The organism is Streptomyces sp. NPDC048001 (assembly GCF_043203115.1).
Classification (GTDB): Bacteria; Actinomycetota; Actinomycetes; order Streptomycetales; family Streptomycetaceae; genus Streptomyces; species Streptomyces sanyensis.
Genome location: NZ_JBIDBN010000005.1, coordinates 43,143 through 59,490 on the forward strand (window position 1 = coordinate 43,143; position 16,348 = coordinate 59,490).

Sequence of the window (16,348 nt, forward strand, 5' to 3'; positions counted from 1 at the left end):
CCCTCGTGGTCCCGCGCGGGGACCGCTCCGGGCGTCCTCCGACGGCTCCGCCCGCCGCCCTCGCCGCGCCCCGCGGGCCGACGGCGGCGGTGCCGCGGGACATGCGTCCCGCGGCACGGGACCGGTGCCGTGCCGCCCCACCTCATGGCGAACAGGTCGATACCGCGCAGAACCGGAAGAAAACGCCTGCGATCACTCCTCAGCGTACCCGCGGCTCCCCCTTCGGGCGCCGGAGCGTCGCCGGGCGCGCGGACTCCGCCCGCCGCAGCCCCGCACCGGGGCCGGGCGGGGCTCCGCCCGTGCCGGGCACGGCCCGCGGTTTGGGAGACTGGGGCGGTGAACAGCGCAGCTCCCGCACCGCGGGTCATCGCAGTCGTCGGACCCACCGCGGCCGGCAAGTCCGATCTGGGCGTCCACCTCGCCCGGCGGCTCGGCGGCGAGGTCGTCAACGCCGACTCCATGCAGCTCTACCGGGGCATGGACATCGGCACCGCCAAGCTGACGCAGGAGGAACGCGGCGGGATACCCCACCGGCTGCTGGACATCTGGGACGTCACCGAGGCCGCCAGCGTCGCCGAGTACCAGCGACTGGCCCGCGCCGAGATCGACCGGCTGCTCGCCCAGGGCCGCACCCCCGTCCTCGTCGGCGGCTCCGGCCTCTACGTCCGCGCGGCGATCGACGCCCTGGAGTTCCCCGGGACCGACCCCGCGGTGCGCGCCCGGCTGGAGGAGGAGCTCGCGGCCGACGGGCCCGGCCTCCTCCACGCCCGCCTGGCCGCCGCGGACCCCGAGGCGGGCCGGGCGATCCTGCCGGGCAACGGGCGGCGCATCGTGCGCGCCCTGGAGGTGATCGAGATCACCGGCAGGCCGTTCACGGCCAACCTCCCCGGCCACCACTCCGTCTACGACACCGTGCAGATCGGCGTGGACGTCGGGCGCCCCGAGCTCGACGAGCGCATCGCCGTCCGCGTGGACCGCATGTGGGAGGCCGGACTGGTGGAGGAGGTGCGCACGCTGGAGGCGCGCGGGCTGCGCGAGGGCCGCACCGCCTCCCGGGCCCTCGGATACCAGCAGGTGCTCGCGGCGCTCGCGGGCGAGTACGGCGAACTCCGGGCACGCGAGGAGACGGTGCGCGCCACCAAGCGCTTCGCCCGCCGCCAGGACTCCTGGTTCCGGCGCGACCCCCGCGTCCACTGGCTCAGCGGCGCGGAAGCCGACCGCGAGGAACTTCCGCAGCGTGCCCTGGCGTTGATCGAACGGGCGGTCACAGCCTGATCACGTGATGGCATCGGGATGCCCCGGGTGTCATACGGCCCTCCGAGGGCGTGCCATCATCGAGCATCGATCGACAGTTGAGTCCGAGTGGGGAGGGCGCGTGGCGATGGAGGCCGGCCCTCGCGACACCGAGCACGAGCAGCGCGATGCCGTCGAGGTGGCACCGGGGCTCAGCCCCGACGGACCCGAGGAGCAGGACGTGCTCGCGGACGAGGTCGAGGTCGAGCTCCGGCCCCCGCGGCGGCTGAGGATCTGGCAGCTCGCCCCCATCGTGGGCCTGGCCGCCCTCGGCTCCCTGATGTTCGCCTTCCCGCTCGCCTTCGGCACCGGGGACGGCGGGGCCGTCGTCGCGATGCTCGGCCTCCTCATCTGCGGCTGCGCCGCGGGCTGGGGGGTCATGGCCGCACGGCGCGTCGGGCACACCTGGCCCGGCCTGCCCGAGCGCGGCTCCGGCCGGCGGCCCGACTGGCGGGTGGTCGCCCTGTACGCAGGGGTGGCCGCGGTCCTCGTCGCCCTGGCGGTGTGGCGGGTCGCGCGCCTCCGCTGACCCCCCTCCCGGCGGCGAGGCCGGTCCGGACCCCGTCTCGTACGATGGGGGGCGTGACCAGCGCCACGCAGACCCAGCCCGTCCGCTTCCTCAAGGGCCACGGAACCGAGAACGACTTCGTGATCGTCCCCGACCCGGACGGCGTCCTCGACCTCTCCCCGGCGGCCGTCGCGCGCCTGTGCGACCGCAGGGCCGGTATCGGCGGCGACGGCATCCTGCGCGTCGTCCGCTCCGCCGCCCACCCCGAGGCCCGGCACATGGCCGACGAGGCCGAGTGGTTCATGGACTACCGCAACGCCGACGGCTCCGTCGCCGAGATGTGCGGCAACGGCGTCCGCGTCTTCGCCCGCTACCTCCAGCGGGCCGGGCACGCCCGGGTCGGGGAGTGCGCCGTGGCCACGCGCGGCGGCGTCAAGCGGGTCCACATCGCCAAGGCGGGCACCGGCTCCCCCGAGGGCGACGTGACCGTCTCGATGGGCCGGGCCCGGACCCCGGACGACGAGGTGACCGTGGCCGTCGGCGGACGCAGCTGGCCCGCGCGGCACGTGAACATGGGCAATCCGCACGCGGTGGCCTTCGTCGAGGACCTCGCCCACGCCGGGGACCTGCTGACGGAGCCCTCCTACGGGCCCGCCTCCGTCTACCCCGACGGTGTCAACGTGGAGTTCGTCGTCGACCGCGGCGAGCGCCACGTCGCGATGCGCGTCCACGAGCGCGGCTCCGGCGAGACCCGCTCCTGCGGCACCGGCGCCTGCGCGGTGGCCGTCGCCGCCGCCCGCAGGGACGGCACCGACCCCGCGGCCACCGGCACCCCGGTCAGCTACACGGTCGACCTGCCCGGCGGACGCCTCGTCATCACCGAGCACCCCGACGGCGCGATCGACATGACCGGTGCGGCCGTCATCGTCGCCGAGGGCACCGTGGAGCCCGCACTGCTCGCGGGCACCGCCGCCGGCTGAGGGCCCGGCCGTCGCGGCGCGGCGTCCGGCGGCGGCGCGGGCCAGGCGCCGGACGCGCGGTCGCGCCGGTGCGGGCGCGGAGTGCGCGCCGATTCGCACGGAACCCGCCCGCGCCATCCCTCGAATGGGTGATCCGTTTCACGCTCGGCGAGAGCGGCACTGCTCCACGTGGTCGGCTCGGTAGCATCAAGCACCGGCAGGGAGGCGCGACCCGACTCTCCCCTGCGCCGGTCGACGCCGGAGGTGCCCGATGACAGAGGCCGCGAACCCAGGTGCCCACAACCGCCGCCGCGGCCGCCCCCGGATCGACCTGCGCCGACTCGGGCGCGCCGCCCTGATGGGCCCCGCGGTGCGCGACCGCCTGCCCGACGCGATCGGCCATGTCGTCGACGCCCACCGCGCCCACCACCCGGACGCCGACCTCGCCACGCTGCACCGCGCCTACGTGCTCGCGGAGTCCTCCCACCGGGGCCAGTTCCGCAAGAGCGGCGAGCCGTACATCACCCATCCGCTCGCCGTCACCCTCATCCTGGCCGAACTGGGCGCGGAGACCACCACCTTGACGGCCTCGCTGCTCCACGACACCGTCGAGGACACCGAGGTGACCCTCGACCAGGTGCGCACCGGCTTCGGTGCGGAGGTGGCCTACCTGGTCGACGGCGTCACCAAACTGGAGAAGGTGGACTACGGCGCCGCCGCCGAACCCGAGACCTTCCGCAAGATGCTCGTCGCCGCCGGAAACGACGTCCGGGTGATGTCGATCAAACTGGCCGACAGGCTCCACAACATGCGCACCCTCGGCGTGATGCGCCCCGAGAAGCAGGCCCGCATCGCCAAGGTCACCCGCGACGTCCTGATCCCGCTCGCCGAACGGCTGGGCGTCCAGGCGCTGAAGACCGAGCTGGAGGACCTGGTCTTCGCGATCCTCCACCCGCGGGAGTACGAGCGCACCCGCGCGCTGATCGCCGAGCACTCCGGGGCCTGCACCGCCCTGGACACCATGGCCCAGCGCTTCCGCACGGTCCTGCGCGAGGCCGGCATCCCCGCCGAGGTCCTGCTCAGACCGCGCCACTTCGTCTCCGTCCACCGGGTGTGCCTGAAGCGGGCCGAGCCCCGCAGCACCGACCTCGGCCGACTGCTGGTGCTGGTGGGCGAGGACGCCGACTGCTACGCGGTGCTCGGCGAACTCCACACCTGCTTCACCCCGGTGGTCTCCGAGTTCAAGGACTTCATCGCCGCGCCCAAGTTCAACCTCTACCAGTCCCTGCACACCGCCGTCGCCGGGCCGGACGGAGCGGTCGCCGAGGTCCTCATCCGCACCCACCGGATGCACACCGTCGCCGAGGCGGGCGTGGTCGCCCTCGGCAACCCCTACGCGCCCACCGAGGGAGCCGAGCCCGCGGACGGCGAGCGCGCCGACCCGACCCGGCCCGGCTGGCTCTCCCGGCTCCTGGAGTGGCAGCAGTCCACCCCCGACCCGGACCACTTCTGGACCTCGCTGCGGGCCGACCTCGCCCACAACCGCGAGATCACCGTCTTCCGCGCGGACGGCTGCTCCCTGGGCCTGCCCGCCGGGGCCACCTGCGTCGACGCCGCGTACGCCCAGTACGGCGAGCGCGCCCACGCCACCGTCGGCGCCCGGGTCAACGGGCGGCTCGCCGCCATGGGGACGCCGCTGCGGGACGGGGACACCGTGCAGGTGCTGCTCGCCCAGGACACCAGCTCGGGCCCCTCCCCGGACTGGCTCGACCACGCCCGCACCCCCGCCGCGCGCATCGCCATCGGCGGCTGGCTCGACGCCCACCCCGAGCCTTCCCGCACGCCGCCCGCCGCTCCCCGCCGCCCCGCCCAGCGCACCGCCGAGCGGCCCGCCGCGGCCAACGCCGTGGTCGACCTGCCGGACGCCACGGTGCGCCTCGCCGGATGCTGCACCCCCGTGCCGCCGGACCGGGTCACCGGCTTCCCCGTCCGCGGGGGAGCGGTCACCGTCCACCGGCGGGAATGCCCCGCCGTGGCCCGGATGACCAGGGCGGGCCGCTCGCCGGTGGCCGTCCGCTGGGGCGACGCCGCCGACTGCCGGGTCACCCTGGTCGCCGAGTCCTTCGGACGCCCCGGGCTGCTGGCCGACCTCACCGAGGCGATCGCCGCCGAGGGCGCCGCCATCGTCTCCGCGACCGTGGAACCCCCCACCGAGCAGCGCGTGCGGCACACCTACACGCTCCACCTGCCCGACGCGACCGGCCTGACGGCGCTGATGCGCGCCATGCGCGACGTTCCCGGGGTCTACGACGTGAGCCGTACCCAGCACCGCGGCGCACCGGCCGTCACCCGGCCGCGCTCGGAGTGAGCCTCCGGACTCGGCCGCGCTCGGAGTGAGCCTCCGGACCCGGCCGCCCCGGGCCCGCCCCGGCTCCCCGACGCCCTCCTTCGGGTGGGTGCGGCCCCCGGCCTCGCGCGCCGCACCCCGCGCCGGACGGGCCCGCTGGTACCGGTAGGGGCGTGCTGGCCACCCCACGGCGCCGCGTGCGTGCCCTCCTGCTGACCGCCGCCTCGGCGGCCCTCGTCGCCGCCACCCTGCCCGGGCCCCGCGCCCTCGGCGTCGGCGACCGCCTCTACCCCCTGCTCGGCAACCCCGGCTACGACGTCCTCGCCTACGACATCGCCCTCGCCTACCCGGGTGCCAACGACCGGCCGATGGAGGCGGTGACCACCGTGGACGCCCGGACCACCCGCCGCCTCGACCGGGTCAACCTCGACTTCACCCACGGCACCGTGCGCTCGGTGGAGGTCGACGGAGCCCCCGCATCCTTCGCCACCGCGGAGGAGGACCTGGTGATCGAACCGGACCGCGCCCTGGCCCGCGGGAGCCGTCTGCGGATCACCGTCGCCCACACCAGCGACCCCCGCGGGCCCGCCGGCGCGGGCGGCTGGGTCCGGACCCGCGACGGGCTGGTGATGGCCAACCAGGCGGACGCCGCCCACCGGGTCTTCCCCTGCAACGACCACCCCTCGGACAAGGCGTACCTCACGTTCCGGGTCACCGCGCCCGGGTCCGTCACCGTCGTCGCGGGCGGGCGCCGCACCGGCCTCGTCCGCGAGGAGGACGGCGCACGGACCTGGACCTACCGCTCCGCCCACCCGATGGCCACGGAACTCGCCCAGGTCGCCATCGGGGACCTGGCCGTCGTCGAGCGCAAAGGGCCGCACGGCCTGCCCGTACGGGACGTGGTGCCCGCGGCCGACCGCGAGGCGCTGGAGCCCCGGCTGGCCGGGACCCCGGACCAGATCGCGTGGATGGAGCGGCGGGTCGGGCGCTACCCCTTCGAGACCTACGGTGTGCTCGTCGCCGACACGCGCACCGGCTTCGAGCTGGAGACGCAGACCCTCTCCCTGTTCGAGCGCTCCCTGCTCACCAGCGAGGCCCTGCCCTCCTGGTACGTGGACTCGATCATGGTCCACGAGCTGGCCCACCAGTGGTTCGGCAACAGCGTCACGCCGCGCATGTGGTCCGACCTGTGGCTGAGCGAGGGCCATGCGACCTGGTACGAGGCCCTGTACGCGGAGGAGCACGGCGGCCCGCCGCTCACGGAGCGGATGCGCCGCGCCTACCGGCTCAGCGACGGCTGGCGCGCCGCCGGCGGCCCCCCGGCACGCCCCGACCCGCCCGCGCCCGGCCGGCAGCTCGGCATCTTCCGCCCGGTCGTCTACGACGGCTCCGCCCTGGTGCTCTACGCCCTGCGCCAGACCGTCGGCGCGGCCGCCTTCGAACGGCTGGAGCGCGCCTGGCTGTCCGTCCACCGGGACGCCACCGCGGACAGCGCGGACTTCGCCCGCCTCGCCTCCCGCGTCACGGGCCGCGACCTGGACGCTTTCTTCGACGGCTGGCTGCACGCCCCCCGGACGCCGCCCATGCCGGGCCACCCCGACTGGCGCAGCGACGTCCCGGGGCAGGGGCCGTCCGCGGCCGCGGACCGGGCCGCCCTCCCGGGAGGCGCCGCACCCGGGAATTCCGGGTGACGCCGCCGACGGCGCCGTGCGACCATCGACGGGCCGCCGGCCGCCCCGGGACACGGCCGGGAATCTTCCCCGGCCGTGACACGTTCTTCCCGGTGAAACCGGGCACACTGCCCGGGGGGCGCCCTTCGGGCCCTCCCCTCGACGGCGCCGGCCCCCGGCCCGCCGACCCCTCCTCCACGCGAAGGATCCAATGACCTCCTCTTCATCCCCTTCCCAGGCCGAGCAGAGCTTCGCGGAGACGCGCGACCGGAGCCTTCGGGCCGATGCCCTGATGGAAGAGGACGTCGCCTGGAGCCACGGACACGACACGGACCGGGACGGCGAGCAGTACGACCGCTCCGACCGTGCCGCGCTGCGACGGGTCGCCGGACTCTCCACCGAGCTCGAGGACGTCACCGAGGTCGAGTACCGCCAGCTGCGGCTGGAGCGCGTCGTCCTCGTCGGCGTCTGGACGACCGGCACCGCCCAGGAGGCGGAGAACTCCCTCGCGGAGCTCGCCGCGCTCGCCGAGACCGCGGGCGCCCTGGTCCTCGACGGTGTCGTCCAGCGCCGCGACAAGCCCGACCCGGCCACCTACATCGGCTCCGGAAAGGCGCAGGAGCTGCGGGACATCGTCCTGGAGTCGGGCGCGGACACCGTCGTCTGCGACGGTGAGCTCAGTCCCGGACAGCTGATCCACCTGGAGGACGTCGTCAAGGTCAAGGTGGTCGACCGGACGGCCCTGATCCTCGACATCTTCGCCCAGCACGCCAAGTCCCGTGAGGGCAAGGCCCAGGTCGCGCTGGCGCAGATGCAGTACATGCTGCCCAGGCTCCGGGGCTGGGGCCAGTCGCTCTCCCGGCAGATGGGCGGCGGCGGTGGCGGCGGCATGGCCACGCGCGGCCCCGGTGAGACCAAGATCGAGACGGACCGCCGGCGGATCCGCGAGAAGATGGCCAAGATGCGCCGCGAGATCGCGGAGATGAAGACGGGCCGCGAGATCAAGCGCCAGGAGCGCCGCCGCAACCGGGTCCCCTCGGTGGCCATCGCCGGGTACACCAACGCCGGCAAGTCCTCGCTGCTCAACCGGCTCACCGGGGCGGGCGTCCTGGTCGAGAACGCGCTGTTCGCCACCCTCGACCCGACCGTGCGCCGTGCCGAGACCCCGAGCGGGCGGCTGTACACGCTGGCCGACACCGTCGGCTTCGTGCGCCATCTGCCGCACCACCTCGTCGAGGCGTTCCGCTCCACCATGGAGGAGGTCGGCGACTCCGACCTCATCCTGCACGTGGTGGACGGCTCGCACCCCGCGCCGGAGGAGCAGCTGGCCGCCGTGCGCGAGGTGATCCGCGAGGTGGGCGCCGTCGACGTGCCGGAGATCGTGGTGGTCAACAAGGCCGACGCGGCGGACCCGCTGGTGCTCCAGCGCCTGCTGCGGATCGAGCGCCGGGCCCTCGCGGTCTCCGCCCGCACGGGTGCCGGGATCCCCGAGCTGCTCGCGATGATCGACGCCCTGCTGCCGCGGCCCGAGGTCGCGGTCGAGGCCCTCGTGCCGTACACCCACGGGGGGCTCGTCTCCCGGGTCCACGGCGAGGGCGAGGTGATCTCCGAGGAGCACACCACGGAGGGCACCCTGCTCAAGGCACGGGTGCACGAGGAACTGGCCTCGGCGCTCGCCCCCTACGTGCCCGCGGCCCGCTGAGCGGGCCACGCCCCGCGAAGGAGCCCGGGACCGCCCCCCGTCGGGGGCGGTCCCGGGCTCCTTCGCTCCGCGTGTGCGGGCGGCGCGCAGCCGCCGGGACCCGGCCGCCCCGCGGCCGGGTCCCGGTGCCTCACTGCCCGGCGAACTTCCGGCTGACCTCCGTGTAGACGCCCCGCGCCTCCTCGCCCAGCCGCGGTCCGGCGAGCCAGCCGGCGGTCACCGGGCCGATCGAGGTGTTGGAGACCAGGGCGGGCGCGCCGTCGCGCCCCTGCGCGACCCAGCCGCCCCCGGAGGAGCCACCGGTCATGGTGCAGCCGATCCGGTACATCGTGGGCTGCCCGGCACCGAGCGAGAGCCGGCCCGGTGCGTCGGTGCACTGGAACATCCGCTGGCCGTCGTAGGGCGGGGACGCCGGGAAGCCGGTGGCCGTCAGGGACGCGATCTCCGGCACCGCGGGTGCCGTGAAGTCGACGGGCAGCGCGGTGCCGACCGTCTCCTCCAGGGACTTGCCCGAACCGCCCTTCTCGGGCGTGACGTGCATGACGGCGTAGTCCCAGGACGCGCCGTCGCCCCCGGTGGCACCGCCCTCGGCGATCCACTGGTCCGAGGTCTGCGCCCAGTCCACCCACCACACGCCGTAGGGCGCGACCTGGTCCTCCGAGGCCTGCTCCAACTCCGCGGTGGGCAGCGCCCCGTCGTTGTACGAGGGCACGAAGGCGATGTTGCGGTACCAGCCGCCGCTCTTGCCCGCGTGCACGCAGTGGCCCGCCGTCCAGACCATGTTGGAGCGCCCCGGGTTGGCAGGGTCCTCCACCACGGTCGCGGAGCAGACCATCGAGCCCTCCGGCCCGTCGAAGAACACCTTGCCCGCCTCGGCCGCGCTCGCGTGGTACGGGGCCTTCGCCGGCACCGCGTCGACGGGTGCGGGCGTCGGGTCCGTCACGCCCTCGTCCCCGGAGATGTCCGGGTCCACCGGGTCCGCAGGGGGCGTCTCCGCGTCCCGCATCCGGTCCGGGTCCCACAGGTCCTCGATGATGGGGTTGACGAAGTCCTTCGCCTCGCGGAGCCAGGTGTCGGCGTCCCAGTCGCGCCACTCGCCGTCGCGCCACTTGTCCAGGTCGATCCCCTGCTCCTTGAGCCGGTCCACCAGATCGTCCGGGATCGTGAGCGCGCCGTCGGCCGCCTGGCTCGCCGGGGCACTCGGCTTGTCCGCCGCGGAGTCCTCGCCCGGACCGCAGCCGGTGGCGGTCAGCGCGAGTGCGGCGGCAAGGGAAACCGCCGCCAGCGTCGGGCGAATGGGTCGCATCTCGTGATCCCCCTGGGACTTCGGTGCTGCTGATCTGTCCGGACCGTGCAACCTGCGGGAGGTGTCGGCGCCTCGCCGCACCCGGAAGGAGCGGGCGGCCGTCCGCTGCCTCCCGGCCCGGACGGCCACCGGTTGCGGCCCCCCACTATGCCGGTGCCGATGGGGACGGCGATCACCAGGTCCTCGGTTCCCCGCTCCGGGCTTCTTCCGCGCAGCCCGTGATCTTTCGGGACCACGGTCGTTGGTCCTTGTGGGGGGACAGCGGTGCTGCCCCGCATCGAGCGCTCGGCGCGCCGCGGCCGTACTCCGGGAGGGACCCCGGAGGGAGGCGGGCGCCGCGATCGCCCGGCCCACCCGGTGCATCCGGGGACGACGCAACCGTGACAGCGGGAGGACCGACAGCCGTGGCCGTGACCCAACCAGCCCCGACGGCAGCCACCACCGCCCATGAGGGGATCCTGCGCAGGCAGGCCCTGCGCGAGTCGGCCGCCCGGACCTACGCACGCTCGCTGCCGATCGTGCCCGTCCGCGCCCGGGGGCTGACTATCGAGGGCGCCGACGGACGCCGCTACCTCGACTGCCTCTCCGGCGCCGGCACGCTGGCGCTGGGCCACAACCACCCCGTGGTCCTGGAAGCGGTCCGCAAGGTCCTCGACTCGGGCGCCCCGCTGCACGTCCTCGACCTGGCCACCCCGGTCAAGGACGCCTTCACCACGGAGCTGTTCGCCACCCTCCCGCCCGCTCTGGCGGCCGACGCCCGCATCCAGTTCTGCGGGCCGGCCGGGACCGACGCCGTCGAGGCCGCCCTGAAGCTCGTCCGCACCGCCACCGGCCGCACCGGCATGCTCGCCTTCACCGGCGCGTACCACGGCATGACGGCCGGGGCGCTGGACGTGTCCGGCGGTGCCACCGACACCCGGGTGACCCGCCTGCCCTTCCCGTCCGACTACCGCTGCCCCTTCGGCGTCGGCGGGGACCGCGGAGCCGAACTCGCGGCCCGCTGGACCGAGAGCCTGCTCGACGACCCCAAGAGCGGCACCCCGTCCCCCGCCGGCATGATCCTCGAACCGGTTCAGGGCGAGGGTGGTGTCGTCCCCGCGCCCGACGCGTGGCTGCGCCGGATGCGCGCCCTCACCGAGGCCCGCTCCATCCCGCTCATCGCCGACGAGGTGCAGACCGGCGTCGGGCGCACGGGGGCCTTCTGGGCCGTCGGGCACAGCGGGGTGGTCCCCGACGTGATGGTCATGTCGAAGGCCATCGGCGGCTCCCTCCCGCTCGCGGTGGTCGTCTACCGCTCCGCCCTGGACGCCTGGCCCCCGGGTGCCCACGCGGGCACCTTCCGCGGCAACCAGCTGGCCATGGCCGCCGGGGCCGCCACCCTCGCCTTCGTACGGGAGAACCGCCTGGCCGAGCGCGCCTCCGCGCTCGGGGCGCGGATGCTGGCCCGGCTCCAGGGTCTCGCGGCGAGCCACCCGTGCGTGGGCGACGCACGCGGGCGGGGGCTGATGATCGGTGTGGAGCTGGTCGACCCGGACACGCCGTCCGCCGGATCCTCCGCGCCCGCCCCCGCCCCCGGTCTCGCCGCCGCGGTGCGCGACGCCTGCCTGCGCCGGGGACTGATCGTCGAGCTCGGCGGGCGGCAGTCCGCCGTGGTGCGGCTGCTCCCCCCGCTCACCCTCACCGACGAGCAGGCGGAGGCCGTACTGGACCGCTTCGCCGACGCCCTGGCCGCGGCGGAACGCGCGGTCGGGGACCCTCCCGCCCGCGCGGCCGGGGCGGCGCCCCCGCGCGCCCGCTGACCGGCCGCGGGCCGTACGCCGGAGCGCGAGCCGCGCTCCGGTCCCCCCTCCGCGGCCGCCACCCTGCCCCCGCACCCCGGAACCGCCCAAGGAAGCCCGTGAACCCCACCCCCGCACCCGATGCGCCCGAGACCCGCGGCGACCGCGCTCCCGGCCGGGGCGCAGGCGGGAGCGCGCCGCGCGCCCCCCTCGCCCCGGAGGCCGACGCTCCGGCGGTGCCCCGCCAGCACGCCAAGCGCCTCGACGACGCCTCCCTGCCCGCCGCGGACGATCCCCTCGACGCCCCGGACCCCTACCGGGTCGCCGACGCGGCCGCCACCGAGAACCTGCTGCGCTGCTGGGTCCGCGAACGGGCCCTGCCCCGCCCCGCCGGCGAGGTCCTGCACATCCCCCTCGCGGCGAGCGGCACCGCACTGCTGGTCCCCGTCCGCTACTGGTCGCCCACCGGCTGGCACCGCTTCGGGCCGCCCGTGCTCGACGGCAGCCCCGAGGGGGCGGAGCCGGCCGACGCCGTCACCGTCGCCGCCCTGCTGGGCCGGGAGGCCGGGCAGGCCGAGGCCGCCGAACTGGTGGGCCGGGTCGCCGACTCGGTCCGCCGCACCACCGGGTTCGTCACCGCCCGGCGCCGGTCACCCGAGGACCCGCCGGGCGCCGACGCCTTCCTCGCAGCCGAGCAGTCCCTGCTGCTCGGCCACCCCCTCCACCCCACGCCCAAGAGCCGCGAAGGGCTCTCCGACACGGAGGGCCGGCGCTTCTCACCCGAGGTCCACGGCTCCTTCCCCCTGCACTGGATCGCCGTCGCGGACTCCGTGCTCGCCACCGACTCCGCCTGGACCGAGCAGGGCCGCCCGCTGAGCGCCGACCGGATCATCCGCCGGGCCGCGGCCGAGGCGGACCTCCCGCCGGACACGGCCGTGCTGCCCCTGCACCCCTGGCAGGCGCGGGAGGTCCTGCACCGCCCGGCCGTCGCCGAGCTGCTGGACGCGGGACTCCTGCGCGACCTCGGGCCGCGGGGCGGCGCATGGCACCCCACCTCCTCCGTGCGGACGGTCCACCGCCCCGGCGCACCCGCCATGCTCAAGCTCTCCCTCGGCCTGCGCATCACCAACTCCCGGCGCGAGAACCTCCGCAAGGAGCTGCACCGCGGGGTGGAGGTGCACCGCCTGCTGCGCACCGGGCTCGCCGCGCGGTGGCGGGCGGCCCACCCCGGCTTCGACATCGTCCGCGACCCCGCCTGGGCGGCCGTCGACACCCCGGACGGCGAGCCCGTCCCGGGACTGGACCTGGTGCTGCGCCACAACCCCTTCGGCCCGGGCGACGACGCGGTGTGCATCGCCTCGCTCACCTCCCCCCGCCCCTGGCCCGGCCGTCCGCGGATGCGCTCCCGCCTGGCCGCCGTGGTCGGGGGCCTCGCCCGCCGCTCGGGGCGCCCCTCCACCGCCGTCGCGGCCGAGTGGTTCCTGCGCTATCTGGACCACGTCGTGCGCCCCCTGCTGTGGCTCGACGCCGAGGCCGGTGTCGCGCTGGAGGCCCACCAGCAGAACACCCTGGTCGTCCTGGACCCGGACGGCTGGCCCGTCGGCGGACGCTACCGCGACAACCAGGGCTACTACTTCCGAGAGTCCCACCGGGAGCAGCTCACCCGGCGGCTGCCCGGCATCGGAGACCGAAGCGACACCTTCGTCCCCGACCGGATCGCCGACGAGCGCTTCGCCTACTACCTGGGCATCAACAACGTCCTCGGCCTGATCGGCGCGTTCGGCTCCCAGCACCTGGCCGACGAGCGCGTGCTCCTCGCGGGGCTGCGGCGCTTCCTGGCCGCGGAGGCGGCCCAGGGCTCCCCGCTGCCCGGCCTCCTCCTGGACGCCCCGGTGCTGCGCGCCAAGGCCAACCTCCTGACCCGGCTGCGAGGACTCGACGAACTCGTCGGGCCCGTCGACACCCAGTCCGTGTACGTGGAGATCGCCAATCCGCTGCACACCTGAGACGGCCTCCCACCAGCCCCGGTCGCGGCCCGCCGGCCCCGACCGGGGGAGCGGAACGAAAGGAACCGAGGCCCCGATGAGCGCAACGCCCCCGCCGCGTGCGAGGACCGGCGTGCCCTTACCCCCGCAGGCCGCGCCGCACCCCCGCACCGCGGGCCGGGGGCCCGCGCCGGCCGGCCCCGGGGAGCCCGCCGTCCCGGAGGACCCCGCCGGGCCCCCCGCCCCGTACCCGGCGGCACCGCCCCTCCGCCGGGCCCCGGCCGCCCCGCGCCCGTCCCCCGCCGCAGACGGACTGCCCCCCGGCGGGAGCACCGTCCCCACCCCCGCCGGCGCCTTCCGCCTCGTGCCCGTGGTCCCGGAACGCGACCTCGACCTGCTGGTCCGCTGGATGAACGACCCCGCCGTGGCCGCCTTCTGGGAGCTTGCGGGCCCCGCCTCCACCACCCTCGCCCACCTGCGGCGGCAGCTGGACGGCGAGAGCGGCAGCACACCCTGCCTCGGCGAGCTCGACGGCACACCCACGGGCTACTTCGAGATCTACCGGGCCGATCTCGACCCGCTGGCCCGCCACTACCCCGCCCGTCCGGACGACATGGGCGTCCACCTCCTGATCGGGGCCGCCCGGGACCGCGGCCGCGGCACCGGCTCGCACCTGCTGCGGGCCGTCGCCGACCTCGTCCTGGACCACCACCCCGCCTCCCGGCGGGTCGTCGCCGAGCCCGACCTGGGCAACACGGCGTCCGTCGCCGCCTTCCTGAGCGCCGGCTTCCGCTTCTCGGCGGAGGTCGACCTCCCGGACAAGCGGGCCGCGCTCATGATCCGTGAACGCGCCCTGCGGAGCCGCCTGTGAACCCGCTGACCGCCATACCCCGTGCGCCCCGCGCCGGTTCCACCCGAGGAGCCCCCGTGCCCATGACACCCTCGAGTCCCACGCCCGCCGAGCGGTCCCGCTCCGCCCTCCACACACCCCCGGGCCTGACCGGGGAGCACTGGGACCGGGCCTGCCGCCGGCTGCTGGCCAAGATGCTCGGAGAGTTCGCCTACGAGGAGATCATCACCCCCCGGCCCGCGGGGCCGGACGGCCCCGGCTCGCCGGAGGGGGCCGCCACCCGCTATCTGCTCCGCCTCGGCGACGGCGGTGAGCTCTCCTTCCGCGCCCGCCGCGGCGCCTACGGCAGCTGGCGGGTCGAGGCCGGCTCCGTCACCTGCGACGGGGCCGAGTTCACCGACCCGCTGGCCTTCCTCACCCGTGCCCGGGACGTCCTGGACCTCGACGGCCCGACCCTCGGCCACCTGGTGCGCGAACTCTCCCTGACCCTGACCGCGGACACCGCCCTCGACCGCCGCGCCGCCACCGCCGCCGAACTGGCCGAACTGGGCTACGCCGAACTGGAGGGCCACCAGACCGGGCACCCCTGGCTCGTCCTCAACAAGGGCCGCATCGGCTTCACCCCCTCCGACAGCGCCCACTGGGCCCCGGAGGCGCGCCTGCCGTGCGCCCTGCCCTGGATCGCCGTCCACACCGACCTGGCGGCCTACCGGGGCGTTCCGCGGCTCGCCGATCCGCGCGAGCTCTACCGGCGGGAGCTCGACGAGCGGACCCGCACGCGCTTCGCGGCGGTCCTGCACGAGCAGGGCCTCGACCCGGACGCCTACCTGTGGCTGCCGGTCCACCCCTGGCAGTGGGACGAGGTGGTCCTCCCGCTCCACGCGCCGTCCGTGGCCCACCGCCTGATCGTCCCCCTTCCCAGCGACGGGGACCTCAGGCTGCCGCAGCAGTCCATCCGCACCTTCACCAACGTCGACCGCCCCGAGCGCCACACGGTCAAGCTCCCCCTGTCGATCCTCAACACCCTGGTGTGGCGGGGGCTGCCGACGGAGCGGACGCTGGCCGCCCCCGCGGTCACCGCCTGGGTCCAGGGGCTGCGCGACGCCGACCCGTTCCTGCGCGACGAGACCCGGGTGGTGCTGCTCGGCGAGGTCGCCTCGGTGACCGTCGAGCACCCGCTGTACGACCGGCTCGACGACGTCCCCTACCAGTACCGGGAACTCCTCGGCGCGATCTGGCGCGAGCCCCTCCAGCCCCGGCTGGACCCGGGGGAGCGGGCCCGTACCCTGGCCTCGCTGCTGCACACCGACGCCCGCGGGCGGGCCTTCGCCGCGGAACTCGTCCGGCGCTCGGGACTGGCTCCGGAGGCCTGGCTGCGGCGCCTGTTCGCCGCGCTGCTCCCGCCGCTGCTGCACTTCCTGCACCGCTACGGCACGGTGTTCTCGCCGCACGGGGAGAACGCGATCGTGGTCTACGACGCCCAGGACGTCCCCGTGCGGCTGGCGATCAAGGACTTCGTGGACGACGTCAACGTCAGCGCGGTGCCCCTGCCCGAGCACGCGGGCATGCCGGAGGAGGTGCGGCGGGTGCTGCTGACGGAGGAGCCCGCCTTCCTCACCCAGTTCATCCACTCGGGTCTGTTCGTGGGGGTGTTCCGGTACCTCGCGCCGCTGATGGACGACGAGCTCGGGGTCCCGGAGGAGCGGTTCTTCGCGCTGGTCCGCGAGGAGATCCTGCGCTACCAGGGGCGCTTCCCCGAACTGAAGGAGCGCTACGAGCTGTTCGACCTGCTCACGGAGCGCATCGAGCGGCTCTGCCTCAACCGCAACCGGCTGCACCTGGACGGGTACCGGGACCGGGCGGACCGGCCGCACGCGGCCGTGCACGGGACCGTCCCCAACCCGCTCGCCGCGCATGCGTGCACGGATGACGGCGTACGGTGACCGCGCT

11 protein-coding genes are annotated in these 16,348 nt (G+C 75.6%); 10 read left to right on the top strand and 1 reads right to left on the bottom strand.

Features of this window, described 5'->3' with window-relative positions; all coding sequences use genetic code 11:
• Window positions 1–336: 336 nt before the first annotated feature.
• The 6 genes from miaA (at window position 337) to hflX (ending at window position 8,479) form a co-directional block, all read left to right on the top strand.
• Window positions 337–1,275 (top strand): tRNA (adenosine(37)-N6)-dimethylallyltransferase MiaA, encoded by a 939-nt coding sequence (gene miaA, locus ACGF15_RS10740; RefSeq protein WP_345613842.1) that lies wholly within the window; start codon window positions 337–339, stop codon window positions 1,273–1,275.
• Between the two features lie 106 nt (window positions 1,276–1,381).
• Entirely contained in the window at window positions 1,382–1,822 is a 441-nt protein-coding gene (locus ACGF15_RS10745; protein ID WP_345614007.1) for a hypothetical protein, read from the top strand.
• 44 nt (window positions 1,823–1,866) lie between these two features.
• Window positions 1,867–2,781: a diaminopimelate epimerase gene (gene dapF, locus ACGF15_RS10750; RefSeq protein WP_362611844.1), complete on the top strand. Its 915-nt coding sequence runs from the start codon at window positions 1,867–1,869 to the stop codon at window positions 2,779–2,781.
• A 250-nt stretch (window positions 2,782–3,031) separates the two neighbouring features.
• Window positions 3,032–5,128, top strand: a complete 2,097-nt coding sequence (locus tag ACGF15_RS10755; RefSeq protein ID WP_392797796.1) for a RelA/SpoT family protein — start codon at window positions 3,032–3,034, stop codon at window positions 5,126–5,128.
• Between the two features lie 155 nt (window positions 5,129–5,283).
• Window positions 5,284–6,798 carry a M1 family metallopeptidase gene (locus ACGF15_RS10760; protein ID WP_392798281.1) on the top strand — a complete coding sequence of 505 codons (1,515 nt, stop codon included), beginning with the start codon at window positions 5,284–5,286 and terminating at the stop codon, window positions 6,796–6,798.
• Between the two features lie 190 nt (window positions 6,799–6,988).
• Window positions 6,989–8,479, top strand: a complete 1,491-nt coding sequence (hflX, locus tag ACGF15_RS10765; RefSeq protein WP_345613846.1) for a GTPase HflX — start codon at window positions 6,989–6,991, stop codon at window positions 8,477–8,479.
• Window positions 8,480–8,609: 130 nt separating this feature from the next.
• Here hflX and ACGF15_RS10770 read toward each other — a convergent pair whose 3' ends face one another.
• The gene (locus ACGF15_RS10770; protein ID WP_392797799.1) at window positions 8,610–9,785 is read right to left on the bottom strand and encodes a trypsin-like serine peptidase; all 1,176 of its coding nucleotides are present in this window, start codon (window positions 9,783–9,785) and stop codon (window positions 8,610–8,612) included.
• 404 nt (window positions 9,786–10,189) lie between these two features.
• Here ACGF15_RS10770 and ACGF15_RS10775 point away from each other — a divergent pair, with 404 nt between their 5' ends.
• From ACGF15_RS10775 to ACGF15_RS10790, 4 genes are all read left to right on the top strand, one after another.
• Complete coding sequence (locus tag ACGF15_RS10775) at window positions 10,190–11,584, top strand: diaminobutyrate--2-oxoglutarate transaminase family protein (RefSeq protein ID WP_345613848.1); 1,395 nt, start codon at window positions 10,190–10,192, stop codon at window positions 11,582–11,584.
• 98 nt (window positions 11,585–11,682) lie between these two features.
• Complete coding sequence (locus ACGF15_RS10780) at window positions 11,683–13,569, top strand: IucA/IucC family protein (RefSeq protein WP_362611833.1); 1,887 nt, start codon at window positions 11,683–11,685, stop codon at window positions 13,567–13,569.
• A 76-nt stretch (window positions 13,570–13,645) separates the two neighbouring features.
• Window positions 13,646–14,419 carry a GNAT family N-acetyltransferase gene (locus ACGF15_RS10785; RefSeq protein WP_392797804.1) on the top strand — a complete coding sequence of 258 codons (774 nt, stop codon included), beginning with the start codon at window positions 13,646–13,648 and terminating at the stop codon, window positions 14,417–14,419.
• Window positions 14,420–14,481: 62 nt separating this feature from the next.
• Entirely contained in the window at window positions 14,482–16,341 is a 1,860-nt protein-coding gene (locus ACGF15_RS10790; protein WP_392797807.1) for an IucA/IucC family protein, read from the top strand.
• Window positions 16,342–16,348: the final 7 nt, after the last annotated feature.

What these genes read in the sequence shown, in the direction of transcription:
- hflX (WP_345613846.1), top strand. Translation starts at nt 6,989, where the DNA reads ATGACCTCCTCTTCATCCCCTTCCCAGGCCGAGCAGAGCTTCGCGGAG.
- ACGF15_RS10790 (WP_392797807.1), top strand. Translation starts at nt 14,482, where the DNA reads ATGACACCCTCGAGTCCCACGCCCGCCGAGCGGTCCCGCTCCGCCCTC.
- ACGF15_RS10755 (WP_392797796.1), top strand. Translation starts at nt 3,032, where the DNA reads ATGACAGAGGCCGCGAACCCAGGTGCCCACAACCGCCGCCGCGGCCGC.
- ACGF15_RS10770 (WP_392797799.1), bottom strand. Translation starts at nt 9,785, where the DNA reads ATGCGACCCATTCGCCCGACGCTGGCGGCGGTTTCCCTTGCCGCCGCA.
- ACGF15_RS10785 (WP_392797804.1), top strand. Translation starts at nt 13,646, where the DNA reads ATGAGCGCAACGCCCCCGCCGCGTGCGAGGACCGGCGTGCCCTTACCC.
- dapF (WP_362611844.1), top strand. Translation starts at nt 1,867, where the DNA reads ATGGGGGGCGTGACCAGCGCCACGCAGACCCAGCCCGTCCGCTTCCTC.
- ACGF15_RS10745 (WP_345614007.1), top strand. Translation starts at nt 1,382, where the DNA reads ATGGAGGCCGGCCCTCGCGACACCGAGCACGAGCAGCGCGATGCCGTC.